The sequence below is a fragment of the Variovorax sp. P4_D9 genome (assembly GCF_056401695.1).
In genome coordinates this window covers 1-17,975 of record NZ_JBFUIU010000023.1, presented here as the reverse complement: position 1 = coordinate 17,975, position 17,975 = coordinate 1, and the positions used below count along the sequence as shown (strand labels likewise).

Here is a 17,975-nt window from a genome sequence, read left to right as displayed (position 1 = left end):
CACCTGAACCGCCGCGTGGTGCGCTAGCATCCGGRCTCTCGCCCCTGCCGCACCGGCAGGATCGATCCAAGGAAGAGCATAGATGCGCAGCGGCAACGAAGAGATTGCCTGGCCGTTCCTGACGGGCGGCGGCCGGCTCGGCGTGTTGATCGCGGAGCTCGACTGGGGCCGGACCTCCCTCGGCCCGATCGCCGGCTGGCCACCCTACGTGAAGAACGCCACGGCGCTGATGCTGCGCTCGAAGGTCCCGATCGTGATGCTGTGGGGCGAGGCCGGCGTGATGGTCTACAACGACGCCTACGCGGTCTTCGCGGGCAGAAGGCACCCCGACCTGCTCGGCTCCAACGTTCGCGAAGGCTGGGACGAGGTCGCCGACTTCAACGACAACGTCATGACGGTCGGGCTGGCAGGCGGAACGCTCAACTACGAGGACCAGGAACTCACGCTGCACCGCAACGGTCGCGCCGAGCAGGTCTGGATGAACCTCGACTACTCGCCACTGCTCGACGAGGCCGGGCGGCCTGCGGGCGTGATGGCGGTGGTCGTCGAGACCACCGCGAAGGTGATGGCCGAGCGACGCTTGAGCAGCGAGCGCGAGCGCCTGGCGCAGCTCTTCGAGCAGGCGCCGAGCTTCATGGCCATGCTGCGCGGTCCCGAACACCGGATCGAGCTCGCCAATCCGGGCTACATGCGCCTGGTCGACCATCGGCCCGTGCTCGGGCGGACCCTCGCCGAAGCCCTCCCCGACGCCGCCGCGCAAGGCTACCTGGCGCTGCTGGACCAGGTCTACGCCAGCGGCGAAGCCCACTCGGCCACCAGCGCCAAGTACGCGGTCCAGGCCGAGCCCGGCGGCCCGGTCAGCGAGCGCTACCTCGACTTCGTGTTCCAGCCGATCCGCAACGCGGACAACTGCGTCGCCGGCATCTTCGTGCAAGGCGTCGATGTCACCGACCGAACCGAATCGGTCCATGCGCTGAGGCGGACCGAAGAACAACTGCTGGCCCTCAACGCCGACCTGGAGCGCCAGGTGATCGAACGCTCGCGCGAACGCGGCCTGTTCTGGGCGCTGACTTCGGACCTCCTCGGCGTCCTCAACGGCGACGGCCTGTTCGAGACCTCCAATCCGGCGTGGCAGTCGGTGCTCGGCTGGTCGGAGGAAGAAGTCGCTGGCACCCCGATCTTCGAGCTGCTGCACCCGGACGACCGCGAGGCCACGCGCCTGGGCTTCGCGCAGTTGCTCGGCGGAACGCCGGTACTGAACTTCGTCAACCGCTACCGCTGCAAGGACGGTTCCTACCGCTGGCTGTCGTGGATCGGCGTGCCCGAGGAGGGCAAGTACTACTGCAGCGGCCGCGACATCACGGCCGAGAAGGAAGCCCAACTGGAGCTCGCCCTGGCCCAGGAAGCGCTGCGCCAATCGCAGAAGATGGAAGCCGTCGGGCAGCTCACGGGCGGCATCGCACACGATTTCAACAACCTGCTCGGCGGCATCAGCACCAGCCTCCAGGTGCTCGAGGCGCGACTGGCCAAGGGCAGGCTCGATGGCGTCGAGCGCTACATCGGCATGGGACAGGACTCGGTGCGCCGCGCCGCCGCCCTGACGCAGCGACTGCTGGCCTTCTCGCGGCGACAGACGCTGGACCCGAAGCCGACCGACATCAACCGCCTGGTCGGCGGCATGGAAGAGCTGATCCGGCGCACGGTGGGCCCGGCCATTGCGCTCGAGGTGATCGGCGCCGGCGGTCTCTGGCTGACCCGGGTCGATGCGTCCCAGCTCGAGAACTCCCTGCTGAACCTCTGCATCAATGCCCGCGACGCCATGCCGGACGGCGGCCGACTGACCATCGCGACCACCAACGAATCGTTCGACGACCGGGCCGCCGCGGAACGCGAGCTTCCGGCCGGCCAGTACATCTCGCTGTGCGTCACCGACACCGGGGTCGGCATGTCAACCGAGGTCATGGCGCGCGCCTTCGATCCCTTCTACACCACCAAGCCGCTGGGCCGGGGCACCGGCCTAGGGCTGTCGATGGTCTACGGCTTCGTGCGGCAATCGGGCGGCCAGGTCCGCATCCGGTCGAGGCACGGTCACGGCACCACGATGGGCCTCTACCTCCCGAGGCATATCGGGGAAGGCGGCGAGGACGACATCGCCGGCAACCGGGAAGCGATGGAGCGAGGCGGCGGCGAGACCGTGCTCGTGATCGAGGACGAGGCCACCATCCGGCTGCTGATCACCGAAGTGCTCCACGAGGCCGGCTACCAGGTCATCGCCGCCGAGGACGGGCGCGCCGGCATGCGTATCTTCGAGTCAGCCCGCCGCATCGACCTGCTGGTCAGCGACGTCGGCTTGCCGGGCGGCATGAACGGCCGCCAGGTCGCCGATGCGGCGCGGGTCATGCGGCCCGGGCTCAAGGTGCTGTTCATCACCGGCTATGCCGAGAACGCCGCCGTCGGCAACGGCCATCTGGAGCCCGGGATGGAAGTGATGACCAAGCCCTTCGAGGTCACCGCGCTGGTGAACAGGGTGCGGGCCATGACCGCGCGCTGATGCGCCTCGCCCAGGGCTGCGCGAACCGCCCTGGTTTCATCCGCAACACCGGTCGGCTTCAGCTGAAGCCGGCCGTGCGCCCCTGCAATGTCCCGGCAATCGCCGCGCCTCAAAGTCCTGCCATGGACCACCGGCTGCGCATCCGTCGGCGGTTCACCTTCAACCCCGATGCAACCGGCCAGGAGCCTGCCATGACCACGACCCTCGATCCCACCCTCGCGCGCCGCCAGGCGCCGCTACGCACCCCGACGGCACTCGGCGCCGAAGCCCGGCGCGACATCGGCGCCGGCCTCGCGACCTTGCTGGCGGACAGCTTCGCGCTGTATCTCAAGACCAAGAACTTCCACTGGCACATGTCCGGCCCGCACTTCCGCGACTACCACCTGATGCTCGACGAACAGTCGGACGAGATCTTCGCCACCACCGACCCGATCGCCGAGCGCGCCCGCAAGCTCGGCGGCAGCACCCTGCGCTCGATCGGCGAAATCTCGCGCCATCAGCGCCTGTCGGACAACGATGCGCCCTTCGTGACGCCCGCCGACATGCTGGCCGAGCTGCGCCAGGACAATCTGCGCCTGGTCGACTTCATGCGCTCCACCCACGCCTTGTGCGACGCGCACGGCGACATCGCCACGGCGAGCCTGCTGGAGAACTGGATCGACGAGGCCGAGCGGCGCGCCTGGTTCCTGTTCGAGACCGGGCGCAGCGCCTGAAGAGGAGAGTTTTGATGTTCAACCGACGTGATTTCTCCCTCATGGTGGCAGGCGCGGGCGCTTCGCTGCTCACTGCGACTTCGATGGCACAGACCGCCTCCCCGCCTCGGCGCAGCGCCGCCAACGTGCGCGTTCGCAATGTGGTTCTGGTGCACGGCGCCTATGCCGACGGCTCCTGCTGGACCGAGGTGATCGCCCGCCTGCAGGCGGCAGGCCTGCGCGCCACGGCGGTGCAGAACCCGCTGACCTCGCTCGATGACGACGTTCAGGCGACGCGCCGCATCCTCGCGCTGCAGGACGGCCCGACCGTGCTGGTCGGCCATTCGTGGGCCGGCATGGTCATCAGCGAAGCGGGAGTCCATGAGAAGGTATCGGCGCTGGTCTACGTCTCGGCCCGGGCACCCGATGCCGGCGAGGACTTCGGCGCCTTGGCCACTAAGTTTCCCAAGCCCCCGGCCAGTGCGGGCCTGGTCAGCGCGGGCGGCTTTGCGCAATTGAGCGAGGAGGCCTTCCTGCGTGACTTCGCGGGCGACATCGACCCGGTCAGGGCACGCGTGCTCTACGCCGTGCAGGGCCGCGTGGCATCGACCTTGTTCAACGGCCGCACGACCGTCGCGGCCTGGCGCAGCAAGCCGTCCTGGTACCAGGTCTCGAGCAACGACCGCACGATCGACCCGGATCTCGAGCGCTTCCTGGCCAAGCGCATGAATGCCAGGACCATCGAGCTGCCGTCGAGCCACCTGGCCCTGATCTCGCATCCGGACGAGATCACCGACCTGATCCTCGACGCCGCGGCGGACTGATCCGGCTCAGTGCAGTACCTGCACCTGCGGCTCGAACACGTAGCCGGCGCCGCGCTCCGTGCGGATCATCTTCGGCGCCGAGGCATCGACCTCGATCTTGCGCCGCAGCCGCAGGATCTGGACGTCGATCGAGCGGTCGTACACCTCGGCCCCGTGCAGCCGCGACATCTCGAGCAGTTGGTCGCGCGACAGCACGCGCTGCGGCTGCTCGCACAGCGCCAGCAGCAGGTTGAACTCCCCGTTGCTGAGTTCGACGCGCTGCCCCTCGGGCGAGGTCAGCCGGCGCGCCAGCAGGTTGAGCTCCCAGCCCGCGAAGCGATAGGCGCGGCGCTTGGTGCTGCGGCCGAGCGGCACGGCGTCGGCCCGGGCCTGGTAGCGGCGCAGCACCGCCCGGATCCGCGCCAACATCTCGCGGTTGCTGAAGGGCTTGGTGACATAGTCGTCGGCCGCAATCTCCAGGCCCATCACGCGATCGGCCTCGTCCTGCTTGCCCGTGACGATGATGACCGGAACCTCGCTGGTGTCGCGCAGCGTGCGCGCCAGCTGCATGCCATCCTCGCCGCCCAGCCGGAGGTCGAGCAGGACCAGGTCGATCACGTTTTCCTGGAGGATCGCGTTCATCTCGGCGCCGCTGGCCACGGCGCTGACCTGAAATTCGTTCTCGGCCAGATAAGCCGAGATCAGCTCGCGCAAGGCCGGATCGTCATCGACGACGAGGATGTGGGGTGAGGCGGTGTTCATGGCGATCGAAGCGTACTTCAATCGATCCTACGAGAGCCTACCGGCAGGTTACAAGTGAAACCGATCGACCCGGATCTGACATCCCGCCGGCACCCGCATCTGCGCCAATCGGTCCCAGGGGCACTCTGCACGGCCCCGTCAATGCACAAGGACGGATTCATGTCGAAGATCTTGGTTATCGAGGAAGATAGCGCGATGCGCGTGCTGATCTCCGAATGGCTGGCCGGCGAGGGACACGAGGTTCGCTCGCTGCCGCGGCACCAGGCCACGGCCGACGACACCATCGATCTGATCGTCCTCGACCTGCCGCACCCGCGCTGCCGCGGCCCCGAAACCACCGACGCCGTGCAGGCCGTGCATGCCGCGTATCCGCATGCCTCGGTGATCGGCATCTCGACTCGGCTCGGACGCAGCCTGGGCAGCGATTCCGACCCCACCCGCGCGCTCGGCGTCAGCCGGCTGCTGGCCAAGCCCTGCAGCAGGGAAGAACTCCTCGGTGCCGTGGCGGCCACGCTCCAAGCGCATGACATCGGGTGACCGCCTGAGGCAACGGATCATCGCCGCGGGCGTCGTCCTGGTCGCGGCCTTCGCCGGCGCGGCGGTCTACGACGGCTGGCGCCTGCACCAGCAGATCATGCTGGCGAACGAGCGCGAGATCGGCAACCTGGCCAAGGCGTTGGCCGAGCAAGGCGCCAGGACCCTGCAGGCCGTGGACGTGCTGCTGCGCGACACCAGCGAATGGTGGGAGACGACCGGCCGCGCGCTGCCTCCCGACGCCATTGCCGACGCCCTGGCGTCGCGCGTGGTCGGGGTGTCGCAGGTCAGCGTGCTGACCCTGGTCGATGCCCAGGGCATGCAGCGCCATCGCTCCCGGGTCACCGGGGAGCCGCTGGCCGATGTCTCCGACCGGCCCTATTTCCAGAGCCAGCGCGAGCGCGCCTCGGGCGGCCTCTACATCAACGAACCCGTCGTCACGCGCACCGAGCGGCTGCCGGCGCTGGTGGTGTCGCGCCGGCTCGACAAGCCGGACGGCAGCTTCGACGGCGTGGTCACGGCCATCGTCACACTGCAGGAGATCCAGGCCGCCTATTCGGCGATCGAACTCGGGGAAGGCGGCGCGCTGATCCTGACGCTCGACGACGGCACGCTCGTGGTGCGGCAGCCCGAGGCGACCGGCCTTGACGTCAACCGGCGCTACCCCGAACTGACGGCCTTCAAGGCCGCACCGCTGATCGATCGCTCGGTCAGCCCGGTCGACGGCCGGGTCAAGCTGGTCGCGGCCGTAGGCGTCGGCAAGAGGCCGCTGACGCTAACCATCACGCGCGACGAGGACCATGCCCTGCGGCCCTGGCACGACGAGATGCGCAGCGCCATCATCCGCACCCTGCTGCTGACCGCCCTGGTGGTGCTGACCATCGCGGGCCTGCTGCGCCAGCTGCGGCGGCTGGAGGCCGGCGAAGCCGAGAAGGCGGCGCTTGAGGCCCGGCTGCAGAAGGCCGAGCGGCTGGAGTCGCTCGGCACCCTGGCGGGCGGCATCGCCCACGACTTCAACAACATCCTCGGCGCCATCCTCGGCTTCGGCGAGATGGCCCAGCAGCATGCCGAGCCGGGCAGCGACATGCGGCGCTACATCGACCGCGTGATGCAGGCCGGCGCGCGGGCGCGGGTGCTGGTGCGCCGCATCCTGGACTTCAGCCGCAGCGGCGTGGCCGACCGTGTCCCGGTCAACATCCAGGCGGTGACCGAGGAAGCCATCGCGATGCTCAGGCCCACGTTGCCCGAGGCGATCCGCTTCGAAGCGAAGCTCGAGACCGGCACGGCCGCCGTGCTGGGGGATGGCACCCAGCTCTACCAGGTGGTCATGAACCTGTGCACCAATGCGGCCCAGGCGATCGGCGACGCCGGCACCATCGAGGTCCGGCTGGAGCGCGTGCAGTCCGACGCGCCGAAGCCGCTGCTGCACGGCGAGCTCGCTGCGGGTGCCTATGTCCGGCTGGGGGTGTCCGACGATGGCCGCGGCATGTCGGCCGACGTGCTTCAGCGCGCCTTCGACCCCTTCTTCACGACCAAGAAGGTCGGCGAAGGCACCGGGCTGGGCCTCTCGATGGTCCATGGCATCGTGACCGATCTCGGCGGCGCGATCGACATCGCGACCGAAACCGGGCGCGGCACCCGGGTCACGGTCTGGCTGCCGGTGTCGGGCGAATCCGAAATCGCGCCGCAGCGGGCCGACCCGACCTGGCCGCGCGGCAACGGCCAGGTCGTGATGGTGGTCGACGACGAGCAACCGCTGGTCGAGCTGGCCGAGGAACTGCTGGCCGAACTGGGCTACGAGCCGGTCGGCTTCGATTCGAGCGAGCGGGCACTCGAGGCCTTTCTGGCCGACCCGCAGCGCTTCGACGCCGTGCTCACCGACGAGATGCTGCCGGGCCTCGCGGGCAGCGAGCTGACCCGCCGGCTGCTGGCGCTTCGCCCCGCGCTGCCGGTGATCCTGGTCAGCGGCAACGTCGGCTCGGCGCTCGAGCAGCGGGCGCGCGACGCCGGCGTGGTGGCGCTGCTGCGCAAGCCGCTCGGCCTCCAGGAGCTGGCCGACACCCTGGCGCGAACGCTCCGTTGCAGCTGAAACCACCTGCCGCGGGACCGCAATCTGGGCGCAACGGGCGAGGCCGACATTGGAGGCTCCACTCAACCAAAGGAAGCACCATGAGCACCATCACCACTCCCGACGGCACCCGCATCTACTACAAGGACTGGGGCAGCGGCCAGCCGATCGTCTTCAGCCACGGCTGGCCCCTGTCCTCCGACGCCTTCGAAGACCAGATGTTCTTCCTGGCCTCGCAAGGGTTCCGCTGCATCGCCCACGACCGCCGCGGCCACGGGCGCTCCAGCCAGCCCTGGCAGGGCAACGACATGGACACCTATGCCGACGACCTGGCGGCGCTGGTGCAACAGCTCGACTTGAAGGACGCGATCCACGTCGGCCACTCGACCGGCGGCGGGGAGGTCGCGCGCTACATCGGGCGCCACGGCACCGGGCGCGTCGCCAAGGCGGTGCTGATCGGCGCCGTGCCGCCGCTGATGCTCAAGACCGAAGCCAACCCGGGCGGCACGCCGCTCGAGGCCTTCGACCAGATCCGCGCCGGCGTGCTGGTCGACCGCTCGCAGTTCTGGAAGGACTTGAGCCTGCCCTTCTACGGCTACAACCGGCCGGGCGCCAAGGTGTCCGAAGGCGTGCGCGAATCGTTCTGGCTCCAGGGCATGGCCGCCGGCATGCCGGCCTCGTACTTCTGCGTCAAGGCCTTCTCGGAGACCGACCTGACCGAAGACCTGAAGGAGTTCGACGTACCGACCTTGATTCTGCACGGCGACGACGACCAGATCGTGCCGATCGCCGACTCGGCCCTGCTCTCGGCCAAGCTCGTGAAGGGCGCCATCCTGAAGATCTTCAAGGGAGCGCCGCACGGCATGTGCACGACACGCAAGGACGAGGTCAGCGCCGAGTTGCTGGCCTTCGCCAGGGCTTGAGCACCGACGACCCGACGGCACTCAGGGTGCGAGCAGACTCGACGAAGCCGCCGGGTCGATGTAAGTAATTCGGCTGCCTATGCGTTTCGCCCCCGGGTCGTCACAATGGCCCGCCCGACGGTCGATGTTGAAGGACTGCAAGCCGGATGACATCCCAGCCCATCTTCGCCACGTTCCGAGGCGCCCTCATGGGCGCTTTGGTGCTGGCGGCCGTGTCGGGCTGCGCGCTGGTGGTGCGCGGCACTCAGCAGGACATCCAGGTCCATGCGGTCTCGTCAGAAGGCAAGTCCATCGACGTGCTGGAATGCCGGCCGACCGGCGGCGCCGCGGCAGCGCCGTCGGCCCCCAAGCTCACGGTGCGGCGTTCGATCGACGACTTGCAGATCGACTGCATCTCCCAGGGCCGGGTCGTGGCCAGTGCCAAGGTCATCTCGCGCGCAGACATGGGCCTGCTGAGCCTGGTGGTGGGTGGCGTGATCAGCGCCACCGTCGATCAGCTGTCGGGCGCAGCCTATGCCTATCCGGAGTGGATCACGCTGGTGGCCGGCGAGGAGCGGATCTACGACCGCAGGGACAGCACGGACGGCCCGCTCGCCGGCACCTTCGCCAGGCGGCTCGGGCCTGCCGTCGCCGCCAGCCTCGTCGTGCTGCCGGCGAACGACCTCGCGCGGTACTATCGGGCCAACTTCAACGTCAGCGCCAGCCAGCTGCTCCGGCCCGGGGCCCGGAGCACCGGCCGCGACACCTACGGGGCCGAGAAACTCGCCACGGCGATGAACTGCAGCGCGACCCCGCGCGCCATCCTGGTCGAGAAAGGCGCCGGCTTCGAAACCCACCAGGTGCGATGTTCCGAAGGCAACGATCTGTCGATCCGCTGCGAGTTCGGCAACTGTCGCGTCCAGCCGCCCCTGCTGCAGGTCGACGCCGCGTCCCTACCCGGCCCCGCCGTGCAGACCAGTGCCCTGATGCTCGCGCCGAGATAGCGGCGCCGCCCCTTCCTGACCTCAGTCGCGACCGCGGCCGCGCAGCAGCGACATAGCCAGCGTGGCCAGCACCGCTCCCGCCGCGGCCGAGATCAGCGTCGCTTTCACGGGCTCGTCGGCGATGTATTGYGTGCAGGCGTCCCGGGCGCGCTGCAACTGGCCCTCGGCTTCGTGCAGCTTCCTGCCGGCCGCATTGACCGCATCCCTGGCATAGGCGCGACCGGTCTGGGCAACGTCACCGGCGATGTCCCTGGCGTCGTTCGCGAGGCCCTTGACCGTGTCCAGGCCTTCACGCCCGGTGGCCTTGGCGTCCTCGATAGCGGGACGGATCGATTGCACGGCATCGGCCCCGACGCGCCGCGCCTCCGCCGCATAGCCTTGCGCGGCATCGACCGCGTCGCGCCCGGCCTGCCGGGCTTCCTCCGCCAGTTGTGCGGGGGTCTTCACGTTTTCGGATTCCATGGCCAAGTCCCTTTCTTTCTGCTGCAAAGACAGAGGCGGCACCGCGCCGCCCTTGGGTCCACTGTCGATTCACGACTCTACACAGGCTGTCGGCCTGCGGAGGCAGGCGGCGTAGGGCAATGGCGGGGGCGACCGTCTCGAACTCGGGTCGAACCCGCAATCGATCACTTTTTCGACTGACTTTCGACGAAATTAAATCGCTTTTTGAATAGCCTGCTTGCTTCCAGAATGAGCGCCATGTCTTGCCCCCGGTCTCCGATCACCGGCCGCGGGAGGCGCAAAGTTCACTCGTTCAAAGGCCCCAAATGAAACATCTCCTTCCGTTGGCGCTCGGTCTGGCTGCCGCCTTGCTGAGTTCCGCCGCCATGGCTCAATCCGACACCCTGAGCWAGATCAAGGCGAGCGGCAGCATCAACATCGGCGGGCGCGACAGCCAGGTTCCGTTCTCCTACAAGCCGAACGGCGGCGGCGACCCCGTGGGCTTCACGAACGACATCTGCCTGAAGATCGTCGACGCCGTCAAGGCGAAGCTCGGCATGCCGAATCTCGAAGTGCGCTACACGATCCTCACGTCCACCAACCGGATTCCCTTGTTGACCAACGGCACCGTGGACCTCGACTGTGCCACCACGACCAACACGGTCCAGCGCCAGCAGCAGGTCGCATTCGCACCCAGCCATTTCGTCACCAACATCACCGCCGCGGTGAAGAAGAGCTCCGGCATCCAGTCGCTGACCGAACTGAACGGCAAGAAGGTCTCAACGGTCTCCGGCAGCACCGGCGTCCAGCTGCTGCGCGGCTACCGCWAGACCGGCAACATCGAGGTCGAGGAGCTCGCCGCCAAGGACACCGCGGACGGCTTCCTGCTGCTCGCCTCCGACCGGACCGTGGCCTACATCCTCGACGATGTGCAGCTCGCAGGCCTGATCGCGACCGCGCCGAACCCCGCTGACTTCAAGATCCTGATGCAGGAGTCGCTGYGCCACGAGCCCTACGGAATCATGTACCGCAAGGACGATCCGCAGTTCAAGGAGCTGGTCGACAAGACGGTGATCGAACTCATGACTTCGGGCGCGATCAACGAGATCTACGCCCGCTGGTTCACCAAGCCGATCCCGCCGACCAACGCGAACCTGAATTTCCCGATGACCGACGCCATCAAGGAAATCTACAAGAACCCCAACAACAAGGGCGTCTGACCCGGCCGCGTCCACGACGCGCGCGCTATCCGGCCTGGAACATCCGCGTGAAGTCGCAGGACTCTTGCGCCAGCATGATGACCGAGGCCAGCAGCGAGCTGCGATGCTCACCCTTGTACATGGCCACATAGGTCACGGGAGGCAGCGCCGGCGTGACGTCGATCTCGACCAGGGAGCCGTCCTTCAGCATCTGGCTGACCGCGTCCCTGGGCAGGTAGCTCACCCCGAGGCCGGAGATCGTGAGTCCGATCAGCGCCACCAAGTTGTGGATGACGATGGGCCTGGAGGGCTGGACGCCCAGGTCCTTCATCCAGCTGTCATAGAGCAGGCCCGTGCCGGATTTCGCGCCCTGGAGCAGCAGCTGATGGCGCGCGAGTTCGTGCAGGCGCATCGGCTTGCCGACCTCCACCAGGCCCGGCTTGCACATCCATGCGCTCTCGACCCGCCCGATGGCCTTGGTCGGAATGCGCGTGTCCGAGAACGCATCGGGCACGATGATCAGGTCGAGCTCATCGGTCAGAACCTTCTCGCGCAGATTGACGCTGCTGTCGACGTCGGGTTCGAGCGTCACCTTGGGGTAGTGCACCTGGATCAGTTCGACCCACCGCGGCAGCCAGGTCATGGCCGTGAGCTCGGTCACGCCGATGCGCACTCGGCGCTCGATCACATCGACCCGGCTGAACTGCTCGATGGCGGCATTGCGCTGGTCCAGCAGGTTCTTCGCCAGCATGAACATCTCCTCGCCCTTGTCGGTCAGGCGGGCGGAGCGCAGAGTGCGGTCAAACAGCGCGGTGTCGAAGACCGTCTCGAGTTCCTGCACCCGCTTGGAGACCGCCGACTGGGAGGTGTGGAGCTTCTGGGCGGCCAGGGCGAAGCTGCCGAGCTCACCGATCCAGTAGAGGGCCTCGAGCTGCTTGAACGTCATCACGGCGGGGCCGCTCCAATCAAATGAAGGAACACTTTTTTTCGCCGAATACTATCCAAAAATATCGCTTTTGGAAATGTCATTCGCATTCGAGAATTCAGCCATTCCCGATCGGTCGCGTGACCTTCGCGCGCCGAATCCGACGTCGACCTTCACCAGGATCCCCATGACTTCCCCTGCCGGCGAGCTTTTCTCCGACGCGCTGATGGCGCAGATCAAGGACCGCTTCCACTACGTCGATCGCGACATCTCCGGGCGCGAACGCCTGTTCTTCGACAACGCCGGGGGCTCCTTCCGCCTCAAGGCGGCGGTCGACCAGTTCGCTCGAATCGATGCGATCCCCGACTGCCCCGAGCGGATCCACGAACTGGCCGCCTACCTGCAGGGCGTCCAGGCCAGGGGGACGGACGACCTGCGCACGATCCTGAATGCGAAAGGGGGCAGCGTGTATGCGTCGCTCACCGCGTCGGGCGCGATGTTCGACATGGTGCGTGCCATCGCCGAGAACGTTCCGGGCACGAACACGGTGACCACGGTGCTCGAACATCCCTCCTCCTTCGACGCCATTTCGCTGTATGCCGAGCGCACGGGCAAGGCGCTCCGGGTGGCGCCGTCCAACCCCGTCACGGGCGGCGTCGACGTCGAGGCGATCGTCGGCCTGGTCGACCCCGACACGGCGCTGCTGAGCGTGATCTACGCATCAAACATCTCGGGCGCCAAGCTGGACCTGCACGAGATCGTCAAGCAGGCGCGCAAGATCAAGCCGGACCTGTTCATCGTCGTCGATGCCGTGCAGCACGCACCACACGGCCTGATCGATCTGCAGCAGACGCCGGTCGACGGCATCAACATCGCGCCCTACAAGTTCTTCGGCTGCCGGGGGTCCGGCATGTCCTGGCTGTCGGAGCGGGCATCGACGCTGCCCCATCACAAGCTGGCGGGCAAGAAGGGGGACTTCTGGGACCTCGGAAGCGCGGCGCCCTGGCAATTTGCGGTCGTCACCGAGATCGCCAACTATGTCTGCTGGCTCGGGAGCCGGTTCATCGAGAGCGACGATCGACGCACCCTGTTCGCCTGCGGCATCGAGAAGATCGAGCGCCACGAGCGCGCCTTGCTCGAACGCCTCCTGAACGGCGGCGATGCGGTCCAGGGGCTGCGCGAGATGGACGGCGTGACGGTCTTCCTGGACTTCGAGGACTTGACGAAGCGCGACCTGATCCTCGCGATCGGCATCGAGAATCTCGAGCATTCCCAGGCGGTCCGGGAGTACGAGAAGCGCGGCGTCATCGTCTACGAACGCGTCGCCACCAGCCTGTATTCGAAGCGGATGCTGGACTCGTTCGGTCTCGAAGGCGCCATTCGCGTATCGCCGCTGCACTGCCACTCCGCCGCCGACATCGACCGCTTCCTGCGGATCACGCGTGAGATCAGCCAGAGCTTCGCGGCCGTGGCGGCACGCTAGCGAGCGAGGCTCGGCCGGACTCCGAAGTGATGCAGCACGTTGTGCAGCAGCTTCCCGAACACCGGGTCGCTGCCCACCACCCAGGACGCACCCACGGCCCCGGCATGGAACACGCGCCCTCCCTGAGGTCGCTCCCAGTAGATCATCTCGGYCGACAGGCCGCCCAGCGACTCGGTGACATTCGAGAAGTAGTCGAGGTACGCATCCAGCGTGCCGGGCCGCTCACGAATTCCCTGTGCGATCACGGTCATGCCGCCGGGCGGCTCCGGCAACGAAGCCCCCGCGGGCACCTGGCGCGTCATGCGCGCGAGCGTCGCGACGCTCAGGTCCCACTCGTGGCCGATCGCGCGCGGCAGCGAGCCTCCGGGCCCATGGCCGAAGGTGTCGCCCTTCGCCAGGCCCAGTGGCTGCGGCCCCTGGAACAGAAAGTGCTCTGGTGCGTGCACGTGGTAGACGCCGAAGTCGCCGGCGTCGGCAAAGGCCCAGCCCGCGGTCTCGAGCCCGATGACCTCCGCCGCGGGACGCCCCGATGACTTGAGGCGGCCGCCGCGGGCCCAGTCCTGGCTGTGGTACTGCTCCCCGAAGCGCCCGGCCGGCGGTCCGACCGAAGGCACGCTCTCGTCATGGTCCGGGCCGTTGACCTTGCGCTGCTCCATGACGGTGCAATCCTCGTCGTAGCTGACCCGCAGGTACATGGTGTTTCCAGACAGCACGATCGCGCTGCCGCCCCGCCGCAGGTAGTCGTCCAGCCCGTCCGCCGCGGGAAGCGACCAGTATTCGCTATGGCCGTTGACGACCACGGTCCGATAGCGCGCCAGCATGGCGGGGTCGCGGTGCAGGTCGATGTCGCTGGCGATGTCCCAGTCGTAGCCCTGCTGCTCCAGCCAGACGTGCAGATGGCGCTCCAGCCGCGTCCACTGGCTGAAGCCGCTGTCCGCGGGGTCGTACAGGGCATTCGGACTGGCGTTGGGCCAGGGCATGCGAAGGCCGACCTGGTAGCAGGGCTGGCCGGCGCGGTGGAAGGTGTAGCTGTTGTAGGCGGGCGCCTCGGGGTGGCAGTTTTCCAGCCCGACTGAGCGGCGCGGCCAGACCGGGTCGTCCACCACGTTTTTCGCGAACGGCGTCGCGGCATAGGCGATCCAGCTGTTCACCGCGCACAGCACCAGGACCGGCGCCGGCGTCGCCTGCAGCGCGCGCTTCACGATGAAGCTGATGTCGTAGTCGGCTTCGCGGCCCTCGAACTCGAAATGCAGCCGGCCGACGTAGATGCCGGGCCGGGCATCGAGGGGAACCTGCCAGCGCTGGGTCGCTTCCCAACGGCAGTCATAGAGATCGTCGCCCGCGAGACGCAGGCCATGGCCGCGCGTGGGATCGTGCAGGGGGTCATAGCCGCCGCCCTCGTGCTCGGGCACTTTCGAGGGCTCGAAGGCCGGTCCGGCGATCATCCAGGTGGCGTGGTTGACGATGCGGCCGGTGCGCTGGTGGCCGCTGCAATCGGCCACGCGATCGCCGCGCTCTTCGCGCAGCGGCCAGCAGGCCAGCACCGAACGGCCGGTCGCGGCCTGCAGGCCGCGCTGCGCCACGCGCTCGCGCACTTCGTCCGCCGACAGGGCGCGATCGTGGATCGCGGGCATGACCAGGTCGGCCTCGAGGAACACACTGGCCAGCCCGTCGACGCCGCTGGCACCGAGGCGCAGCGGCGCGGCGCCGGGGCGCACCGGCAAGGCCGCCGGCCAGCAGCCGACCTCGGCGCCATCGATCCACAGGCGCGCCATGCGGCCGTCCCAGGTGGCGGCCACATGCTGCCATCGGCGGGCCACCAGGCGCCCGTACGCCTGCTGCGCGTCGGCGCGGAAGGCGCCGCCATCGCCGAGGTACAGGCAAAGCGCCCCGCCCGCTGCGATGAAAAGCCCGAAGCCGCAGCGCGAGGGAGTGTCGAACTGGCCGACCAGCGCCTGCCGCGTCGCCACGGTCCAAGGCTTGACCCAGCATTCGAGGCTCAGGCCGGCCAGCGCAGCGTCGGCGGCCAGCCCCTTCGCCACGTGCACGTAGGAGCCCGGATGGATCGCCTGCACCCTTGCCGGTGTCGGCTCGAAGCGATGCAGCACGGCGTCGTCGCTGCGCCGCTCGATGTCATGCCCGAGACGGCAGACGCTCATCCGGTAGGGGCGGTCGCTGCTGACATGGAAGCTCAGCGTCTCGCCCGCGTGCAGGCTCTTGCAATCCGCATAGCCGTGCACCCCGGGCAGGTGCAGCGGCCGATGCGCCGGGATCGGCGTGGTCTCGGTCGACATGGAGATCCGCAGCGATGCCTAGTCGGAAGTGAAGCCAGAGGCCTTGATCACCGGCCCCCAGCGCTGCAGGTCGTCGGCGATCAGCTTGGCGAGTTCCTCGGGGGTGCTCGGGCTCGGCTCGCTGCTGAGCTTGAGCAGTCGCTCTTGCACTTCCTTGTTCCCGAGCACCTTGTCGAGCGCCGCATGCAGCTGCTCGACCGTGGCCTTGGGCGTGCCAGCCGGCACGAACAAGCCGGTCCATTCGAGGTTGTCGAAATGGGGCTGGCCCAGTTCCTTCAGCGTCGGCACGTCGGGCAGGAGCTGCGCGCGCCTGGCCCCGTTGACCGCCAGCACCTTGAGCTTGCCGCTCTGCTGGTAGGCCACCAGGTCGGCGATCGGGGTGATGCCCGCGGCGATCTGGTTGCCCAGCAGGTCCTGCACCAGCGGCGCGGCGCCGCGGTAGGGCGCCGCCACCAGCGGCACCTTGGCTTCGGTGCCGAGCCGATAGCCCATGAACTGCGCCACGCTGCCCGGCGCCGGCACGCCGTAGCTGGCCTTGGCGCTGTCCTTGCGCGCGATGTCCAGCCACTGCTGCACGCTGCTCGCGGGCAGTTCGGCCGGCACCGCGATGCCCTCGTAGAAGCTGGCAATGCGACCTACCGCCTTGAAGTCCTTCATCGGGTCGTAGCGCACCGACTTCGAGGTCAGCGGCAGCATTACCATCATGTGCATGTTGGCGAGCAGCACCGTGAGGCCGTCCGGTGCCGCGGCGCGCACGTAGTCGGCCGCGATCTGGCCGCCGGCGCCGGTACGGTTGTCGACCACCACGGCCACGCCGAGTTCCGCCGCGAGCTTGTCCGCCAGCGTGCGTGCCTGCACGTCGGCCGAGCCGCCGGCGGGATAGCCGACGATCAGCTTCAGCGGCCCTTTTTGGGTCGGGACCTGGGCCGGCGCGGCAGCGGCGACGCAGAGCGAGGCGCTGGCGAGCGCGATCTTCACGAGTGCGGGGAGTTTCATCGGAGCCTTTTCGCGGGAAGTGAACAAAGGGTTTCAGCTCGACGGGGTGCGCGCGATCTCGTCCGCCAGGTCGCGCAGCGAGGCTTCGAGCAGTTCGGCCAGCAGGTCGACCTCGGCCTCGGTGATGGTCAGCGGCGGCGTGATCAGCTGCATGTCGCCGTAGGCGCCGAGGTTGGCGCGCCGGTTGTAGAGCGCAATCCCGCGCCGAAGGCCGTGCTGGGTGAGCCGCGCGGGGGCGTTGAAGTCGGTCGGTAGCTGGCGCTTCGTCTGCTTGTCGGCGACGATCTCGATCGCCGTCAGCAGCCCCTTGCCGCGCACGTCGCCGACGATCGGCGAACGCTCGGCGATCGCCTCCAGCCGTGCCATGAGCTGTTCGCCACGGATGCGCGATTGCGTCACCAAGTCCTGCCGCACCACCTCGTCGAGCACCGCGTTGGCCACCGCGCAGGACAGCGGATTCGTGAAGTAGGTGTGGCCGTGCACGAAGCCGCCAGCGCCGGCGATCGCGTCGACGATGCGGTTCGGCACCAGCATCGCGCCGAGCGGCGTGTAGCCGGCCGCCAGGCCCTTGGCGAGCGTCACGATGTCGGGCCGCGCGTCGGCGAAGTGGTGCGCGGCCAGGAAGGCGCCGGTGCGTCCGGCGCCGCTCATGATCTCGTCGTAGATCAAGAGGATGCCGTGGCGGTCGCAGATCTCGCGCACCCGCCGGTAGTAGGCCGCGGGCGACACCACCGCGCCGCTCGACAGTCCGCCCACCGGCTCGAGGATGAAGGCCAGCACGCTGTCGGGGCCTTCGCGCACGATGCGTTCCTCCAACGCATCGGCGCAAGCCATCGCCTGCGATTCGACCGTCTGGCCTTCGGGCAGGCGGTAGCTCTGGGGCGCCGGCACCTTCGGCATCTCGCGCACCATCGGCCCGTAGATGCCGAGCGTATGGGCATCGCCGGTGACCGCCAGCGCGCCCAGCGTGGCGCCGTGGTAGCTGGGCTCGCGCGAGATCACCTTGGCGCGCTGCGGCTGCCCGCTCACCACCGCGTACTGCCGCGCCAGCTTCAGCGCCGACTCGTTGGCCTCGGATCCGCCGGAGACAAAGAAGGCGCGATCGAAGCCCTCTCCGGCCAGTGCGCAGACCCGATCGGCGAGCGCGATGCTGTGCTCGCTCTCGAAGAATCGCGGGTAGGCGAAGGTCACCCGGCCGGCCTGTTCGGCCATCGCCGCCAGCACCCGCGGATTGCCGTGGCCGATGTTGGCGACCACGGCACCCGCGGTCGCATCTAGGTAGCGCCTGCCATCGCCATCCCACAGGAAGACGCCCTCCCCG

The 17,975-nt window shown here is 68.3% G+C and carries 15 protein-coding genes; 9 read left to right on the top strand and 6 right to left on the bottom strand.

All coding sequences use genetic code 11. From position 1 onward, the window contains the following. Positions 1–82: 82 nt before the first annotated feature. The 3 genes from AC1DY5_RS04520 to AC1DY5_RS04510 all read left to right on the top strand — a co-directional run bounded on the left by AC1DY5_RS04520 (position 83) and on the right by AC1DY5_RS04510 (position 4,067). Positions 83–2,551, top strand: a complete 2,469-nt coding sequence (locus AC1DY5_RS04520; protein ID WP_478109001.1) for a PAS domain-containing protein — start codon at positions 83–85, stop codon at positions 2,549–2,551. A 191-nt stretch (positions 2,552–2,742) separates the two neighbouring features. Beyond that, on the top strand, positions 2,743–3,264 hold the full coding sequence (locus AC1DY5_RS04515) for a Dps family protein (RefSeq protein WP_478108999.1): 522 nt from the start codon (positions 2,743–2,745) through the stop codon (positions 3,262–3,264). Positions 3,265–3,278: 14 nt separating this feature from the next. Further along, positions 3,279–4,067 (top strand): alpha/beta fold hydrolase, encoded by a 789-nt coding sequence (locus AC1DY5_RS04510; RefSeq protein ID WP_478108997.1) that lies wholly within the window; start codon positions 3,279–3,281, stop codon positions 4,065–4,067. Positions 4,068–4,073: 6 nt separating this feature from the next. Here AC1DY5_RS04510 and AC1DY5_RS04505 read toward each other — a convergent pair whose 3' ends face one another. Further along, positions 4,074–4,808, bottom strand: a complete 735-nt coding sequence (locus AC1DY5_RS04505) for a response regulator (RefSeq protein ID WP_478108995.1) — start codon at positions 4,806–4,808, stop codon at positions 4,074–4,076. Positions 4,809–4,967: 159 nt separating this feature from the next. On the opposite strand from AC1DY5_RS04505, the gene AC1DY5_RS04500 reads away from it, so the two are divergent. The 4 genes from AC1DY5_RS04500 to AC1DY5_RS04485 all read left to right on the top strand — a co-directional run bounded on the left by AC1DY5_RS04500 (position 4,968) and on the right by AC1DY5_RS04485 (position 9,316). After that, a complete protein-coding gene (locus AC1DY5_RS04500; RefSeq protein ID WP_478108992.1) occupies positions 4,968–5,345 on the top strand; it encodes a response regulator in 378 nt (125 codons plus the stop codon). After that, a complete protein-coding gene (locus AC1DY5_RS04495) occupies positions 5,332–7,431 on the top strand; it encodes an ATP-binding protein (RefSeq protein WP_478108989.1) in 2,100 nt (699 codons plus the stop codon). Before AC1DY5_RS04500 ends, AC1DY5_RS04495 begins: the two co-directional genes overlap by 14 nt. Positions 7,432–7,511: 80 nt before the next feature. After that, entirely contained in the window at positions 7,512–8,333 is an 822-nt protein-coding gene (locus tag AC1DY5_RS04490) for an alpha/beta fold hydrolase (RefSeq protein ID WP_478108986.1), read from the top strand. Positions 8,334–8,479: 146 nt separating this feature from the next. Further along, positions 8,480–9,316: a hypothetical protein gene (locus AC1DY5_RS04485; protein ID WP_478108983.1), complete on the top strand. Its 837-nt coding sequence runs from the start codon at positions 8,480–8,482 to the stop codon at positions 9,314–9,316. A 21-nt stretch (positions 9,317–9,337) separates the two neighbouring features. Here AC1DY5_RS04485 and AC1DY5_RS04480 read toward each other — a convergent pair whose 3' ends face one another. Continuing rightward, entirely contained in the window at positions 9,338–9,778 is a 441-nt protein-coding gene (locus tag AC1DY5_RS04480; RefSeq protein ID WP_478108980.1) for a hypothetical protein, read from the bottom strand. Positions 9,779–10,083: 305 nt separating this feature from the next. Between AC1DY5_RS04480 and AC1DY5_RS04475 the strand changes: the two genes are divergently transcribed. Next, positions 10,084–10,977, top strand: a complete 894-nt coding sequence (locus tag AC1DY5_RS04475; protein WP_478108976.1) for an amino acid ABC transporter substrate-binding protein — start codon at positions 10,084–10,086, stop codon at positions 10,975–10,977. Positions 10,978–11,002: 25 nt separating this feature from the next. Here the strand turns inward: AC1DY5_RS04475 and AC1DY5_RS04470 are convergent, their stop codons facing one another. Further along, the gene (locus AC1DY5_RS04470) at positions 11,003–11,902 is read right to left on the bottom strand and encodes a LysR family transcriptional regulator (RefSeq protein WP_478109028.1); all 900 of its coding nucleotides are present in this window, start codon (positions 11,900–11,902) and stop codon (positions 11,003–11,005) included. 166 nt (positions 11,903–12,068) lie between these two features. Between AC1DY5_RS04470 and AC1DY5_RS04465 the strand changes: the two genes are divergently transcribed. Beyond that, complete coding sequence (locus AC1DY5_RS04465; protein WP_478108974.1) at positions 12,069–13,364, top strand: aminotransferase class V-fold PLP-dependent enzyme; 1,296 nt, start codon at positions 12,069–12,071, stop codon at positions 13,362–13,364. On the opposite strand, the gene AC1DY5_RS04460 is transcribed toward AC1DY5_RS04465, so the two are convergent. The 3 genes from AC1DY5_RS04460 to AC1DY5_RS04450 all read right to left on the bottom strand — a co-directional run. Then, positions 13,361–15,658 carry a N,N-dimethylformamidase beta subunit family domain-containing protein gene (locus AC1DY5_RS04460; RefSeq protein ID WP_478108972.1) on the bottom strand — a complete coding sequence of 766 codons (2,298 nt, stop codon included), beginning with the start codon at positions 15,656–15,658 and terminating at the stop codon, positions 13,361–13,363. The two genes, AC1DY5_RS04465 and AC1DY5_RS04460, sit on opposite strands and share 4 nt — an antisense overlap. 18 nt (positions 15,659–15,676) lie before the next feature. Beyond that, entirely contained in the window at positions 15,677–16,654 is a 978-nt protein-coding gene (locus tag AC1DY5_RS04455; RefSeq protein ID WP_478108970.1) for a Bug family tripartite tricarboxylate transporter substrate binding protein, read from the bottom strand. A gap of 33 nt (positions 16,655–16,687) precedes the next feature. Continuing rightward, positions 16,688–17,975, bottom strand: a 1,288-nt coding sequence (locus tag AC1DY5_RS04450) for an aminotransferase family protein (RefSeq protein WP_478108967.1), incomplete at its 5' end; no start/stop codon positions are given.